Raw genomic sequence first — 15,542 nt, forward strand, 5'->3', positions numbered from 1 at the left:
GACGCAGGCGCCGAGGGCATGGCCCCGCCGGTCACGCCCTCTCCTTCACGAACTCCACGAGATCCGACAGGCTCACTCCCGTCGCGTCGGCGCTCACGCCCAGCTCCTCGGGCGGCAGGCCCAGGCGGTTGACCCAGAACGTGGGATAGCCGAACCACCGGGCCCCCGCGGCGTCCCAGCCGGCGAACGCGACGAACGCGATCTCCTCGCGCGTGAGGCCGAACGCGTCGAGCGCCATCCGGTACGCGCGAGGATCCGGCTTGTACGTCCTCGCCCTGTCCGTGCTGAGCACGTGCTCGAACAGGCCCCCCAGACCGGAGCTCTCGATGGCGGCCCCGAGCATCTTCGGGGTGAAGTTCGACAGGAACGAGAGCCGGATCCCCGCGCCCCTCAGCGCCCCGAGCGCCGGCAGCACGTCAGGCCACGCCCGGAGATCGAGGTACGCGCCGAGGAGCCGCGCCCGCTTCTCCTCCCCGAGATCGAGCGCCAGCGCGCGCTCGGCGAACACCAGCGCATCCGCCGTCACCTGCCAGAAGTCGGCATACTCGTGGGAGGCGACCCGGAGCCACGTGTACTCGAATTGCCGGGTGCGCCACGCCTCGCTCAGCAATGCACCCTTGCCCGGACAGAGCTCCTCCGCGAGCGCGGCGATCGGCCGCGGATCGAAGATCGGAAAGGCGTCGAAGGCGACCGCCTTGATCCTCGACCCCGCCGCGGGTCGCGGCGGCGCCGGCCCATGCTGCGCGGCACAGGAGGTGTTCGCGGCCGGGACAGAGCCCAGGAAGCCCGCCGCGGCCGTGCCGGTCACGCGGTGGAGAAACTCACGACGATTCGTCAACATGCCAGCCTCCATCCGACCATTCGAGGTGAAACACACGACCTGCGAGAGCGCGAGAGCGCGAGAGCGCGAGAACGCGAGAACGCGAGAACGCGAGTGCCCGAGTGCCCGAGCGCCCGAGCGCGAGAGTGCGAGAGTGCGAGAGTGCGCGGGGTCGCGGGTGCGCGAACGCACGCTGGAGAGCATGCGCGGTCCGCCGTTGCGGGGGGATCCACCATCGACGTAGACTCGGCATGCACCTTTGCATGGCGCGGAGCGCTCTCCGGCAGCAGCGCCCCGTGCCCCGGAGCCATGCTCGACTGGGACGATCTGCGCTACTTCCTCGCCGTCGCGCGGCACGGCAACCTCTCCGCCGCCGCGCGCGCGCTGAAGGTCACCCAGCCGACCGTGGGGCGGCGCGTCGCGGCGTTCGAGCGGCGCCTCGGGGCGAGGCTCTTCCAGCGCTCGCCGTCGGGGTTCACGCTCTCGGCCGCGGGCGAGAGCGTGCTCGGCCACGCCGAGCGCATGGAGCAGGACGCGCTCGCGGCCGAGCGCGCCGCCGCCGGGCGCGACGCAGGCCTGAGAGGCCACCTCCGCATCACCGCGTCCGAGTGGCTCGCCACGCGCGTCCTCGGGCCGCTGCTCGTCCCGTTCCTCGCGCGCCACCCCGCCATCTCCGTCGATCTCATCGCGGACGCGCGGTGGCTGAGCCTGCCGCGGCGGGAAGCGGACATCGCCCTTCGCCCCGCCGCGTTCGAGCACCACGAGGTCTTCCAGCGCGAGGTCGCGCGGATCGCGTTCGGCCTCTATGCATCGGAGGACTACCTCGCCGAGCACGGCCCGCCGGACTGGGGCCGGCAGTGCGAGGGCCACGCCCTCGTCACCATGAACGACGATCCTCCGGCGATCGCCGACCTGTCGTGGGTGCGCGCCGTCGCCGCGAAGGCCCGCGTCGCCGCGCGCACCAACGGCCGCGAGCCCCAGGCGACGATGGGGGCCGCCGGCGTCGGGCTCGTCTGCCTGCCCCGCTACCTCGGCGACGCGACCGCCGGCCTCCGCCTGCTCTCGCCGCCCTCGCCGCCGCCAGGGCGCAAGCTGTGGCTCGGGGTGCACCGCGATACGCGCGGGGTGCCGCGCGTGAAGGCGCTCGTCGCGTTCGTCGTCGACGCCCTCGGGCCGCTCCGGAGCGCGCTCGACCCCGGCGCGCGGCCGCGCGCGTCAGGCGGCGAGCGCCCCCGCTACCGGCCCTGATCGCGCTGACACGCCCTGAGCTCCTCGAACGGCGCGTCGCACGTCTGGGGCAGGAAATCGGTCCTGCACTCCCGATCTCGCCCGCTCAGGCAATCGAAGAGCGACGCGATCGACGGCGCGAGGAAGTCGCAGGGGATCCGGTCCGCGGAGACGATGGTCTCGCCCATGCAATCGAAGAAAGGAGCGGTCTGCGCGTTGCAGGGGCGCTGCTCGGAGAGCAGGTCGGCGCAGCGCTCGTGACACCGGAGCTCCGGACACGTGACGCCGTCGAAGAGCGAGCAGAAGAAATCGCACGAGGCCTTCTGCTCTTCGATGGAGGGCCGGCCGGAGCTCGCCGACTGCGACCCCTCGGCCGCGCCAGCGCCCCCGGCGCCGTCGGAGCTCTCGGGGAGCCCGTCGACGACGACGGCCCCGCCGCAAGCGCCCGCCCCCGAGAGCACGACGACCGAAGCCAGGAAAGCGAAGAGCGGCGTCGTTCTCATCAGGGCATCTTATAGCGCGGCAAGCACGGCAGGGGCGCGCGTCGGACGTCCCGCGCGCCCCCCGCCGCTCACTCCACCGCCTGCGATTGCTCGATCGCGTCCTCGCGGCGCTCCCGGCGGTTGCACGCGAGCACCTTCTTGCGGACGCGCACCGCGTCGGGCGTGACCTCGACGAGCTCGTCGCCGTCGATCCACTCCATCGCCGTCTCGATCGTGAGCAGCCGCGGGCTGGCCAGGAGGACGTTCTCGTCCTTGCCGTGGTTGCGCACGTTCGACAGCTTCTTCTCCTTGATGACGTTGACGTCGGTGTCGTTCGGCCGGTTGTGCTCGCCGATGATCATCCCCTCGTAGACCTCGACGCCGGGGACGATGAAGAACATGCCGCGCGGCTGCAGGTGGTGCAGCGCGTACGGGGTCGCCACGCCGACGCGATCGGCGACGATGGCGCCTGTCGGGCGGCGCATCATCGGGCCGCCCCAGGGCGCCCAGCCGTCGAACATCGTGTTGAGCAGGCCCGTCCCGCGCGTCGCTGTCAGGAACTCGCCGCGGAAGCCGATGAGCCCGCGCGACGGCACCCGGAACTCGAGGCGGGCGCGGCCGAAGCCGGGGTTCGTCATCTTCACCATCCGGCCGCGCCGGGAGCTGAGGCGCTCGGTCACGATGCCGACGTAGGTGTCCGGCACGTCCACGACCACGAGCTCGAGCGGCTCCATCACCTCGCCGTCGATCTCGCGCGTCACCACCTCGGGGTTCGAGAGCTGCATCTCGTACCCCTCGCGCCGCATCGTCTCCACGAGGATCGCGAGCTGGAGCTCGCCGCGGCCGAGCACCACGAACGTGTCGGGCACCTCGGTCGGCTCCACCCGGATCGCGAGGTTCTTCATCGCCTCGCGCTCGAGCCGCTCCTTCAGGTGACGGCTCGTCAGGAACTTCGACTGCTTGCTCTTGCCGGCGAACGTCGACGTGTTCACGCCGATCTTCATCTTGATCGTCGGCTCCTCGACCACGATGCGCGGCAGCGCCTCGGGGTGCGCCGGATCCGTGATCGTGTCGCCGATCGTGACCGCGTCGAGCCCGGCGATCGCGATCACCTCGCCCGCGACGGCGCTCTCGACCGCGACGCGCTTCAGCCCCTCGTAGGCGTAGAGCATCTTCACGTAGCCGCGCGACTGCCCGCCCTCGCCGAGGAGCGCGACGTCGGCGCCGGACCGGGCGGTGCCGCGGACCACGCGGCCGACCGCGAGCCGGCCCACGTACTCGTCGTGCGTCGTGTTGCAGACGATGACCTGGAGCGGACCGTCGGGGTCGCCCGAGGGGCCGGGGACCCGCTCGAGGATGGTCTCGAAGAGCGGCTCGAGGTCCTTCGCCTCGTGCTCGAGCTCGCGCTTCGCCTGGCCGAACTTCGCGATCGCGTAGAGCGTCGAGAAGTCCATCTGCGCGTCGCTCGCCTCGAGGTCGCAGAAGAGGTCGAACACCTCGGAGAGCACCTCGTGGGCGCGCGCGTCGCTCCGGTCGATCTTGTTGATGACCACGATGACCGGGAAGCCGCGCTGGAGGCACTTCGAGAGCACGAAGCGCGTCTGCGGCAGCGGGCCCTCGGCGGCGTCGACGAGGAGGAGCGCCCCGTCGGCCATCATGAGCGTGCGCTCGACCTCGCCGCCGAAGTCGGAGTGGCCGGGCGTGTCGACGATGTTGATCTTGACCCCGCGGTACCGGATGCTCGTGTTCTTCGCGAGGATGGTGATGCCGCGCTCCCGCTCGAGGTCGTTCGAGTCCATGACCCGCTCGGCCACGACCTCGTTCTCTCGGAAGGCGCCCGACTGGCGGAGCATGTGATCGACGAGGGTCGTCTTCCCGTGGTCGACGTGGGCGACGATGGCGATGTTGCGGAGATCGTTACGGGGCATATACGGCGGCGGCCGTGTAGCACGCGACCCACGGAGGAGCGAGCCCATCCTCGCTAGAGCCCGAACGTTCGGCCTGCACGGCAGCGGCGCGGCAGCCGCGCAGGGAGGCGCTCGGATGGAGAGCGCGAGGCACGCGTAGCGCGGGCGAGCCCGCGCCGGGCGGGCGAGGGGAGCGGTAGCGATTGACAGCCGAAGGCGCGCGGCCATAGGGTGCGCGCCGCGCTGGTGCCCGGGCGTTCGCCTGGGCCGAAGAGGGAACCCGGTGAAATTCCGGGGCTGCCCCGCAGCGGTAAGCGAGAACGACCTCCACCCCAAGCACTGGCCCGACGAGGGCTGGGAAGCGGTGGACAGTAGGGAGCCGGCCAGGCCGGAGCGCTCGCGAGCCCGAAGACCTGCCAGCGCCCGGCGGCGGGAGACATCCGGCGCCGGTTCGACCTGGGAGCCTCGAGGGAGGCGGTGAGGTCCGAGCCGGTGCAGCTCTGCCTCTGCCACGTCCCGGATACCGAACCGCCCCCGCGTCGCCTTCCGGTCGCCCGCGGGGGCGAGAGGTCGGTCCAGCGCACCGTGCGATGGCCAGCCATTTCGTCCTCGCGGAGCTCGACGCGAGCGGCCCGAAGCCGCTCCGCGCGATTGCGGCGAAGGAGGACACGAATGCTGCGCGAGACGGTCACGACGAGCCACGGGCACCGCCATCCATTTCATCTGCTCGCCGCGTTATCCATGGTGCTGGCCGCCGCGCGGCCCGCGCGCGCCGAGGGCGACACCCCCGCGGCGCCCTCGGCCCCGCCGGAGGCCGCCGCTGCAGAGCCCTCCGGTGAGGGCACGCCCGCGGGCGACGCCGCGGCGCCGGTGGGCAGCGCGGGCGCGCCCGCGGGCGACGCCGCGGCGCCGGCGGGCAGCGCGGGCGCGCCCGCGGGCGACGCCGCGATCGAGGTCACGATCCAGGCGGAGAGGCCGGGCAGCGAGGCCGCGTCGCGCGTCTCCGTCGGACACCGGGAGCTCGAGCTCAGGCCGAGGCTGCGGCCGGGCGACATCCTCGAGTCGGTGCCCGGGCTCTTCGCCGTGCAGCACGCGGGCGGCGGCAAGGCGAACCAGTACTTCCTCCGCGGGTTCGACGCGGACCACGGGACCGACGTCGCCTTCTTCGTCGACGGCGTGCCCGTCAACATGGTCAGCCACGGCCACGGGCACGGCTTCACCGATCTCTACTTCATGATCCCGGAGCTCGTGACAGGGCTCGACGGCTACAAGGGGCCTTATTACGCCGGCATCGGCGACTTCGGTACGGCGGGCGCCGTCAACCTGCGCTTCGCCGAGAAGCTCGAGGAGAGCTACGCGCAGGTCAGCCTGGGGCAGTACGGTATCCAGCGCGGCCTCGTCATCGCCTCGCCGGATCTCGGCGACGCGTGGCGCGCTGTGGCCGCGGCGGAGATCTACCGGAACGACGGGCCGTTCCTGAGCCCGGAGCGGCTCAAGCGCTTCAATGTGTACCTGCGGGCCACGCACGATCTCGGCGACACCGGGAAGGTCCAGATGACATGGATGTCGTATGGATCGACCTGGCACGGCTCCGGCCAGATCCCCGCGCGCGCCGTGTGCGGCGAGGGCGAGCAGGGCGGGCTGAACCCGCCGCCGTCGGCGTTCGGACAGCCGTGCATCGACCATTTCGGCGCCGTGGATCCGACGGAGGGCGGGGCGACCGAGCGGCACATGGCGTCCCTCGCCTACTCGACGGCGTGGCGGGACGCCGATCTGAGCGCGCTGGCCTACCTCGTCCGCTACCGCTTCACGCTGTACTCGAACTTCACGTTCTTCAGCGAGGACGCCGTCCACGGCGATCAGATCGAGCAGAACGACGACCGCACCGTCGGGGGCGCCGATCTCCGGTTCCGCAGGCAATACGAGATCGGCGGGGCGAGGTTCACGACCTCGCTCGGCGCGCAGATCCGCGCGGACGCGATCGACAAGTCCCTCCACCACGACGAGGCGCGCGAGCGGATCGAGGAGAAGAGCAGGACCCACGTCGACGAGAGCCAGATCGGCGTCTACGTCGAGCAGGACGCCCGGCTCCGGCGCTGGCTCCGCGTCGTGCTCGGGGCGCGCGGGCAGTGGATCGACGTCAACGTGGACGACCCGGGCGAGGACCTCGAGAGGACGGGGAACAGATCGAGCGGCACCCGGGGGCAGATGCAGCTGCTCCCGAAGCTCACGGCGATCGTGTCGCCCGTCGAGGGGCTCGATCTCTTCGCCCACTTCGGGCGGGGCTTCCACTCGAACGACGCGCAGGGCGCGGTGCTGGGCGAGAGGGCGGCGACGCTGATCACGCCCGCGACGGGCTACGAGGTCGGCGTGCGGGTCGCGCCCTTGCGCGGGCTGTCGCTGAGCGGGGCCGGGTTCCTCCTCGACGTGGACTCGGAGCTTGTGTGGAGCGGCGACGCGGGCGCGACCGAGGCGTCGGGGCAGACGCGGCGCTACGGGATCGAGATCGGCGGGCGCTACCGGCTCGGGAGCTGGCTGTTCGCGGACGTGGACGCGACCTTCACCCGCGCGCGCTTCCGCGAGAACGCCGGCAACGCGAGCGCGGTCGCCCTCGCGCCGACCCGGACGCTGACCGCGGGCGTCGGCGTGCGCCCGACGTTCGGCGCGTTCACGCCGTTCGCGGCGCTGCGGGTCAAGGCGATCGGCGCGCGGCCCGCGACCGAGGACGAGTCGCTCACCGCCGAGGGGTTCACGGTCGTCGACGCCAACGCCGGGCTGCGGTGGAAGCACGTCGAGGTGGCCGTGGACATCCAGAACCTCTTCGACACGACGTGGCGCGAGGTCCAGTTCGCGAGCGAGTCGCGGCTGCCGTACGAGCCGGCCCCGGTCACCGGGATCCACTACTCGCCGGGGTGGCCGTTCACGGCGATCGGGCGGGCGACGCTTTACTGGGAGTAGGCGCAGCGCCGCCTGAAGCGGTGTCGACTCCGACGGTCCGCGCCGTCCCCGCCGCGCGTTCCACTCCACTCATGCCGGGTGGTCCGCGGGAATGCGCGACAACCCTGCTCTCGACCCATCCACGGCGCCGTCATGGCCCCTCCACGCTGCGGCTGGCCGGGGAGCTGGGGCGCCTTAGCGCTCGTCAATCGCGGTCCTCGAGGTCGGGTGGCTCGCGCTGGACACGCTCGATGGCTCCACAATCGATGAGGCCGCCTTGGCACGCTCGAGCCGCTCCAGCGGGTCGCGGCGGCCCTGCGCGGCCGCCGGCGGACGCTCTCGACGCCGGCTCATGTGGTCATTGCTGTGCTCGTCACTCGCCGCTGCCGGCCGCCGCGATGACGGCTCGCGGACGCGGAGAGCAGGACAGGAAGGGAGAGCATGGCGTGGCGAACGTGTAACCATGCTGTAGGCTGTGCCGCATGGATCCGACAGGGCTCGGCGCCGATCTGCAGTTCCGCATGCTGGTCGAAGGCGTGAAGGACTACGCCATCTTCATGCTGGACACCGAGGGTCGCGTGATCACGTGGAACGCAGGCGCCGAGCAGATCAAAGGATACTCCGCGCAAGAGGTGATCGGCACGCACTTCTCGCGCTTCTATCCGGCCGAGGCGATCGAGCGGAAGTGGCCACAGACAGAGCTCGCCGAGGCGCGGCGCGTAGGCCGCTTCGAGGACGAAGGCTGGCGCGTGCGCAAGGACGGCTCGATGTTCTGGGCGAACGTCATCATCACGGCCCTCTACGGCCCTGACGGCGAGCTGCGCGGCTTCGCCAAGATCACGCGCGATCTGACCGAGCGCAAGCGCCAGGAAGAGTCGCTGCGGCACAGCGAGGAGCGCTTCCGCACGCTGGTCGAAGGCGTGAAGGATTACGCCATCTTCATGCTCGACCCCGAGGGCCGGGTGGCCACGTGGAACGCCGGCGCGGAGCGGATCAAGGGATACTCCGCGCAAGAGGTGATCGGCACGCACTTCTCGCGCTTCTATCCGGCCGAGGCGATCGCGCGCGGCCGGCCAGAGACGGTGCTCGCCGAAGCGCGGCGCGAAGGCAGCTTCGAGGACGAAGGCTGGCGCGTGCGCAAGGACGGCTCGTCGTTCTGGGCGAGCGTCCTCGTCACGGCCATCCGCGGCCCGAACGGCGAGCTGCGCGGCTTCACCAAGATCACGCGCGACCTGAGCGAGCGCAAGCGCCTGGAACAGATGGAGTCCAACGCGCGCCAGATGGAGGAGTTCGTGGCGATGCTGGCGCACGAGCTGCGCAATCCGCTGGCGCCGATCGCCAACGCGACAAGCGTCCTCAAGCTCGAAGGCAAGGACAACGCCCAGGTCGTCTGGGCGGCCGGCCTGATGGAACGACAGCTCGGTCAGCTCGTGCGGCTCGTCGACGATCTGCTCGACGTGAGCCGCATCACGCGCGGCAAGATCGCCCTCGAGTCCAAGCGCATCGATCTCGCCGACGTGGTGGCGCGCGCGGCGGAAGCGTCCCGGACCTGGATCGACGCGCGCGAGCAGGTCCTCGAGGTGCAGCTGCCCGCCGAGCCGCTCGCCATCGTCCAGGGCGACCTGGCGCGGCTCACGCAGGTGGTGAGCAACCTGCTGCACAACGCGGCGAAGTTCACGCCGCCCCGCGGCGCGATCCGGGTCACCGTGGAGGCGGACGGCGCGCACGCGACGCTCCGTGTCCGCGACAACGGCGCGGGGATATCGCCCGAGCTGCTGCCGCAGGTGTTCGACCTGTTCACGCAGGGGGATCGCGGCCTCGATCGCTCCGAGGGCGGGCTGGGCCTCGGGTTGACGATCGTGCGCCGGCTGGTCGAGCTGCACGGCGGGACGGTCCAGGCGCTCAGCGAGGGGCCCGGCCGCGGCAGCGAGTTCATCGTGCGATTGCCGCGGCGGACGCGCCCTCTCGCGCCGCCGACGGCGGGCGCGCCCGCAGCGCAAGCGGGGCGCAAGCTGCGCGTCCTCGTCGTCGACGACAACCGAGACTCGGCCGAGAGCATGGCGCTTCTGCTGAAGCGCATGGGCCACGACGTGCACGCCGTGTTCGACGGTCCTTCAGCGCTCGATCTCGCGGCGCAGCTCCAGCCGGACGTCGTGCTGCTCGATATCGGCATGCCGGGCATGACAGGCTATGACGTCGCGCGCGCGCTGCGTCGCATTCCGGGCCTCGCGGGCATATCGCTGTTGGCGATGACCGGTTACGGCCAGGAAGCGGACCGCCGCATGAGCCGGGAGGCCGGGTTCGACGTGCACCTGGTCAAGCCGATCCGCGCGGACGTGCTGAAACAGCACCTGGCGGACATCGCCAATCGTTCCGGAGCCGGCTGAGCGCCTCATCCCACCGCGCGCCCCCGAGGCAGGGGCGATTCCGCCGTGGCGTCGGCAGGCACCATCCGAGCGGTTCTTCGCCCGCTGTAAGCTGCGCCCGGCCGCCCCGTTGCGGAGAGGTGCGCCGCGGCCATCTCGCCGAGGCCTCCTCAACGAGGGCTCCCATGCCGTTCTCTGTCCACACGACCCACGCCGCGGCGCGCTGGCGCCTGTCCACGGCGTCCGCCCCGCTCTTCCTGGCGCTCTTTTCGCTCCTCCTCGTGGGCTGCGGCCCCCGCCTCGTCCCGTTCACGCACGAGCTCCGGGTGCAGCACGACCTGAGCGACAGCGACGTGAAGAACCTCCAATTCTACGTCTCGCACCAGATCGCGCTGCGCCGCGAGCTCACGGCCGAGAGCTCGCAGGTGACGAGCAGCCACAAGCTCCTGCTCGTCTCCGGGAAGGTCATCGAGGAGGTCGTCGTCGAGGAGCGCACGCCCGGCGTCGTGGTCGCCGCCCGCGGCGGCGCCCTGTCGGTGAGCTTCGAGCCCGGCGCGTCGCTCACGTTCTCCGCAGGCCCCGAGCCCTTCGCCTCCTCGCCGCTCGCGCCGCCCGCGCCGTCGTTCCCGGGCTTCGCGACCCCGCCCGACCCGTTTCCCGGCAACGCGGAGCCGCTCCTCGCCAGCCCGAGCGCGGCCGGCGACGGCGGCGGCCCCGGCGGCAACTACTGGCTCGCGGCCGGGTCAGGCCGCGAGATCCATTACCAGGGCAAGGTGTTCTCGGCGATCGAGGACAGCCTGCGGGCGCACCTCCTGATCGACGCCGACGCGCTCGACGAGGTCGTCGAGCGCCGCACCGTCCTCCCGGGCGTCCGCCTCCCCGGCCGCTGACGCGCGGAGGCGCGCCCCGCCGTGAGCCCGGGCGCCGTTGCGAGGGCGCGCGCCCTGCGCTTCCATGCCGCCCGCCTCGTGACCACGCCGCCGCCGCTCCCGACCGCCGTGCTCCGCGCCCCGCGCGTTCGCGCAGAGCTCGTCGCGACCGGCTGGGAGCTGTTCTCGGCGCTCCTGTTCCTCTCCGCCGTCGTTCCCGCCGCCCTCACGACGCCGTGGCCGGCGATCCTGCTGCTCGCCTCCCTGGCCGCCTCGGCCGCGCTCTCGGGCGCGCTGACCCGCCGCGGCGACCGCGGCTTCGCCGTCGCCGCGGCGATCCGCACCCTCTCGTGGCCGCTCGCGGTCTTGCCGCTCGCGTTCCGAGGCGCCCCGACAGGGCCCCCCTCCTGGCCAGGGCCGCTCGGGATCGGCCGCGCGACGCCGCCGACGTGGCTCGGCCTCCTGGTGACCGCGGTCGCCTTCGGCGTCATGGCGGGCGGCATGCGCCGCGCGATCTACCGCGCCCTGCTCCGCGAAGGCGCCGTCGAGGGCGGCGCCGGAGACGCCGCCTCGGCGCGCGCCCTCGCCGCGGCGCTCCGGCCGAGGCTCGCGGAGTCGGCGGCGACCGCGGGCATCGTCGGCGGGCACGTCATGCTGCTCTTCTGCGTCGCGTTCCTCCGCACCCAGAGCCAGGTCGTGTTCCAGGCGTGGTTCGAGGTCGTCCCGCTCCTCGCCCTCTCCGGCACCCTCGGCTTCACCCTGGCCGTGCGCCCCGCCACGCGCCCGACCGTGGCCGCCCTCGCGGCCGGCCCTTCCGGCGACCGCGCCCTGCTCGGCCGCGGCCTCGCCGGCGCCGAGCGGCTCCCCGACGTGCTCGCCTCCTTGAACTTCGCGCTGTGGCTCGGGTGCACCGCGATCGGCATGGCCTACGTGCGCGTCAGCGCCACCTCCAGCGTCGCCGACGCGCTCATGCAGCTCGGCTTCGGCGCCCTCTTCGCCTTCGGCGTCTCGTTCTACCAGCGCGCCTGGCACAAGGACTCCGTCGCCCGCGCGGTGGACCTCCTGCGCGCCTGGACGGGCGCGCCCGAGCACGGCGGCGCGCCCCCGATGCCCCTCCGGCGGCGCATGCTCCGCGACTTCGGGCTGCCCCTCCTGTTCACGGGGCTCCTCTCGCTCTTCTCCTCGATCGGCCTCTACCGCGCGCTCGCCACCGGCTCGTCCTTCGACGAGGACTTCAACGCCATCGCGGCGCTCTTCGCCTCGCTGTCCCTCCTCGTCCTCGCCGCCCTCGGCGTCGTCGCGCGGGCGGCGCGCGAGCTCTCCCGGCCGATGGCGCGGCTCGCCCGCGCCGCCGACGAGGTCGCGCGAGGCGAGCTCGACGCCGCCGTGCCGCGGCTGTCGGGGCCGAAGGAGGTCGTGGGCCTCGGCGAGAGCGTCGAGCGCATGCGGCAGGCGCTGTCCCGGACGATCGCCGAGCTCGAAGCCGAGCGCGCCGGCCTCGAGGAGAACGTCGCCGCGCGGACCGCCGAGCTCACGCGCGCCCTGTCCGAGCTGAAGCGGGCGCAGGCCGCGCTCATCCAGGGCGAGCGGCTCGCCTCCATCGGAGAGCTCGTGGCCGGCGTGGCGCACGAGATCTACAACCCGCTGAACGCCATCGCCGGCGCCGCCCAGCCGATCGAGGAGCGCGCCGCGGAGCTCCGCGCCGTCCTCGACGCGTACCGCGAGGCGGAGCGCGATCTCCCGGACGACCGTCGCCGCGCGCTCGAGGCGCTCCGCGAGCGCCTCCAGACCGAGGCGGCGCTCGACGATCTCGTCGGCATCTCGACCCTCGTCCACCGCGCTGTCGATCGCAGCGTCCGCATCGTCACGAACCTGAAGAGCTTCTCGCGCGTCTCGGGGGAGCCGCTGCCGGTCGACCTGCACGCGGGGCTCGAGGAGACGCTGCTCCTGCTCGGCCCGCGGCTCCGGCAGGCCCGCATCGAGGTGATCAGGCGCTACGGCGAGCTGCCGCCCGTCACCTGCCGGGGCGGCGAGATCAACCAGGTGTTCATGAACCTCCTCGTCAACGCCATCCAGGCGCTCGAGGCGCCGCCGGCGCCCGCCGCGCCGGCAGAGGAGGGGACCTCCGGCGGCGGCGCGGCGCCGCGTACGCCCGGCGCGCCGGCGATCTGCGTCGAGACCTGGATCGACGAGGACATGGCGGCCGTCGCGATCTCGGACAGCGGGCCGGGCGTCCCGCCGGATCTCGCGCAGCGCATCTTCGATCCGTTCTTCACCACGAAGCCGCGAGGGCAGGGGACCGGCCTCGGGCTGTCGATCTCGACCGACATCGTCCGGAGGCACGGCGGCACGCTCGCCCTCGCGCCGGCGGAGGACGGGCGCGGCGCAGGCCCGCGCCCGTCCTCCGCCGGCGCGAAAGCCTCGTTCCACGGCGCGCGCTTCGTCTGTCGCTTACCCCTCGATCCTCGCCCAGCGAGCGCCCGTCCGCAAGGCGATGCCCCCCCGCCCGCACGGCCGCCCGCGGAGGCGTGCCCGCCCGCACGGCCGCCCGCAGAGGCGTGCCCGCCCGTACGACCTGTCGCGCAGGCTTGACGTGCGCGCCATCGGCGCCGGTCTCCCACCCCACCTCCAAACGGAGCGCGAAGAGATTCATCGCCACCCTACCGCGGGCCCGTAGACCAGCTGTTTCAAACCGGATACGTTCAGCGAGCGATCCGACTCACCGCACAGCGCAATAAGGCCCTGAGAGACGCGAACGGCTCATCTGGGGAAGCGCTGAGGAGAAACGAAGGCACCATGGAGCGCGCGATTCAGCGACCGGCAGGTCCCAAGGCTTCGAGCACCGATCCGTTGATCGGCAAGGTCGTGGCCGGCAGGTACCGGCTCGAGGCACGGCTTGGCGAAGGCGGCATGGGCGTCGTTTATCGCGCTCGCCACGTGCTGATCGACCGGGTCGTCGCCCTGAAGCTCATCCGGCCCGATCTCCGCGGAGAGACCCACCTCCGCGCGTGGATGCTGCGCGAGGCGCGCGCCGCAAACCGCGTTGATCACGCCCACATCATCGATATCCACGACATCGGCGAGACCGAGGAGGGCGAGCTCTATCTCGTCATGGAATACCTCGTCGGCACGCCGCTCTCGGCGGAGCTCGCGCGCGGCCCGATGCCGATCGCGCGATCGGTGGACATCCTCGAGCAGATGTGCGCCGCGCTCGCGCGCGCCCACGACCTCGGCGTCGTGCACCGCGACCTGAAGAGCGACAACATCCTGCTCACCCACCGCGGCGGCCGGAAGGATTTCGTCAAGATCCTCGACTTCGGCCTCGCCGCCATCGCGCGCGACCCGCGCCTCGCCCCGAAGGGCGCGGTCTTCGGGACGCCCGAGTACATGTCGCCCGAGCAGGCGCGCGGCGAGGAGGCGACGGCGCAGTCCGACCTCTACGCGCTCGGCGTGCTCTTCTTCGAGATGCTGACCGGGCAGCTCCCCTTCCGCGCGAACGACCGCGACACGCTCCTCGAGATGCAGCGGACCCACGCGCCGCCGCGGCCCCGCTCGATCCGCCCCGACGCGCACGCGCAGGGCGAGGCGATCGTGCTGCGCCTGCTCGAGAAGGACATCCGCAAGCGCTACCGCGACGCCCACCACCTCCAGGAGGAGCTGAAGGCGCTCCAGCGCGGGCTCCCGGCCCACGCGTGGGAGGTCGAGGGGAGCGACGGCGTGCCGGTGCCGCCGCCGCCGCCGCCGCCGCAGAGCGCCGGCGTCATCGAGTGGGCGAGCCGGGCGGCCCTGTTCTCGCGCATGGTCTCCCGCGCCTACCCGTCAGGGCAGGTGCCGCAGGAGGTCCAGAACGGCCTTGCGCAGGCCTGGGATCTCGCCGCGCGCGCCAACAAGCTCGAGGGCGAGGTCGCGAGCCTCACCCGCAAGCTCGAGGCGCTCGAGCGCCGCGGCCGCGCGCTGCGCGCCGAGATCGGCCGCAAGGTCGAGGAGCTCGCGCACGAGGAGTCGCGCGTGATGCGCGAGGCGATGGCCGACGGCGAGGACGTCGAGAAGGTCCGCGTCGAGCTCGCCGCCGCCGAGAAGCTCGCGCTGTCCGCGCGCCAGCTGGCGGACGGGGCGGCCCGCCAGGGCAACCACGATCCGCTCGTCTACGAGCGCGCGGGCGCGGCCGGCGCGACAGCGCAGGCGAAGCGCGAGCAGCTCGGGCGTTACGAGCACAAGAAGAACACGCGCGAGGCGAACGCGCGCGACCTGCGCCGCCAGATCGACGAGCTCCGCGCCCAGCTCGCCCGCTACGCCGAGGCCCTGGAGGAGGACCTGGCGCAGGGGCGCGAGCGCGTCGCGGCGCGCACGCGCGAGGGGCTCGCCTACGAGAAGTCGTTCAGCGAGGCGTCGAACCTGCTGCTGAGCCACCTCCGCAACAAGCCGGAGTGTCGGGATCTCGTGGCGGAGCTCCTCACGTCCCACGCCAGCCCTGGCGCGGACTCGGGCTCGGATCAGCGGCTCTCCGGCTCGGATCGGCGGCTGAACAACGCGACCGAGCGCAACTGAACACGGCCGAGCACAGCTGAACACGATCGAGCGCGGCTGAAAGCGTCCGAGCGCGACAGCGCGTGACGGCGTTCGGTCGTGCGCGCTTCTTTCTTCCACCATCGTACGTAATCTCCCTAAGTCATCTCCTGACGTCGCGCTGCTGACAGGCCTTCTCGTCGTGGGCGCGCATCGCGCCCTCTCGACGGCGTCTCCGGTGCATGGTAGCTAGCGCGCGCCTCGGGGGTCCGGTCACGGTGGAGGCATGCCTGGCAGCACTGGGCACTCCGTCACCCTCCGGTCGTCGAGGGACGAGGCTGTGCTGAAGCGTCGGCGTTAGAGCAAGAGCCCCTCCGGCACGCGCCGGTCCCCTTCCCCTTTACGCAGGCGGCCAACCCCTCGGAACC

The 15,542-nt window shown here is 72.4% G+C and carries 9 protein-coding genes and 1 riboswitch; of the genes, 6 read left to right on the forward strand and 3 right to left on the reverse strand.

The genetic code is table 11. The features are described 5' to 3' along the window. Positions 1–31: 31 nt before the first annotated feature. On the reverse strand, positions 32–841 hold the full coding sequence (locus POL72_RS31925) for a haloacid dehalogenase type II (RefSeq protein WP_272100254.1): 810 nt from the start codon (positions 839–841) through the stop codon (positions 32–34). Positions 842–1,129: 288 nt separating this feature from the next. Here POL72_RS31925 and POL72_RS31930 point away from each other — a divergent pair, with 288 nt between their 5' ends. Continuing rightward, a complete protein-coding gene (locus POL72_RS31930) occupies positions 1,130–2,068 on the forward strand; it encodes a LysR family transcriptional regulator (RefSeq protein ID WP_272100257.1) in 939 nt (312 codons plus the stop codon). On the opposite strand, the gene POL72_RS31935 is transcribed toward POL72_RS31930, so the two are convergent. Together POL72_RS31935 and typA are read right to left on the reverse strand one after the other, a co-directional pair. Continuing rightward, positions 2,056–2,550 (reverse strand): hypothetical protein, encoded by a 495-nt coding sequence (locus POL72_RS31935; RefSeq protein WP_272100258.1) that lies wholly within the window; start codon positions 2,548–2,550, stop codon positions 2,056–2,058. The genes POL72_RS31930 and POL72_RS31935 overlap by 13 nt on opposite strands. A 68-nt stretch (positions 2,551–2,618) precedes the next feature. After that, complete coding sequence (gene typA / locus POL72_RS31940; RefSeq protein ID WP_272100260.1) at positions 2,619–4,457, reverse strand: translational GTPase TypA; 1,839 nt, start codon at positions 4,455–4,457, stop codon at positions 2,619–2,621. Positions 4,458–4,663: 206 nt separating this feature from the next. Then, positions 4,664–4,871, forward strand: a riboswitch (cobalamin riboswitch). 237 nt (positions 4,872–5,108) lie between these two features. On the opposite strand from typA, the gene POL72_RS31945 reads away from it, so the two are divergent. The 5 genes from POL72_RS31945 (at position 5,109) to POL72_RS31965 (ending at position 15,156) form a co-directional block, all read left to right on the forward strand. Further along, a complete protein-coding gene (locus POL72_RS31945; protein ID WP_272100262.1) occupies positions 5,109–7,394 on the forward strand; it encodes a TonB-dependent receptor in 2,286 nt (761 codons plus the stop codon). A 461-nt stretch (positions 7,395–7,855) separates the two neighbouring features. After that, positions 7,856–9,760, forward strand: a complete 1,905-nt coding sequence (locus tag POL72_RS31950; protein WP_272100264.1) for a PAS domain-containing hybrid sensor histidine kinase/response regulator — start codon at positions 7,856–7,858, stop codon at positions 9,758–9,760. A gap of 164 nt (positions 9,761–9,924) precedes the next feature. After that, the gene (locus POL72_RS31955) at positions 9,925–10,629 is read left to right on the forward strand and encodes a DNA-directed RNA polymerase (protein WP_272100267.1); all 705 of its coding nucleotides are present in this window, start codon (positions 9,925–9,927) and stop codon (positions 10,627–10,629) included. Positions 10,630–10,650: 21 nt separating this feature from the next. Continuing rightward, positions 10,651–13,200 (forward strand): sensor histidine kinase, encoded by a 2,550-nt coding sequence (locus POL72_RS51365; RefSeq protein WP_272100269.1) that lies wholly within the window; start codon positions 10,651–10,653, stop codon positions 13,198–13,200. A gap of 204 nt (positions 13,201–13,404) precedes the next feature. Then, positions 13,405–15,156 carry a serine/threonine-protein kinase gene (locus tag POL72_RS31965; RefSeq protein WP_272100271.1) on the forward strand — a complete coding sequence of 584 codons (1,752 nt, stop codon included), beginning with the start codon at positions 13,405–13,407 and terminating at the stop codon, positions 15,154–15,156. The last annotated feature ends 386 nt before the right edge of the window (positions 15,157–15,542 follow it).

This window comes from Sorangium aterium, assembly GCF_028368935.1.
GTDB classification, from domain to species: domain Bacteria; phylum Myxococcota_A; class Polyangia; order Polyangiales; family Polyangiaceae; genus Sorangium; species Sorangium atrum.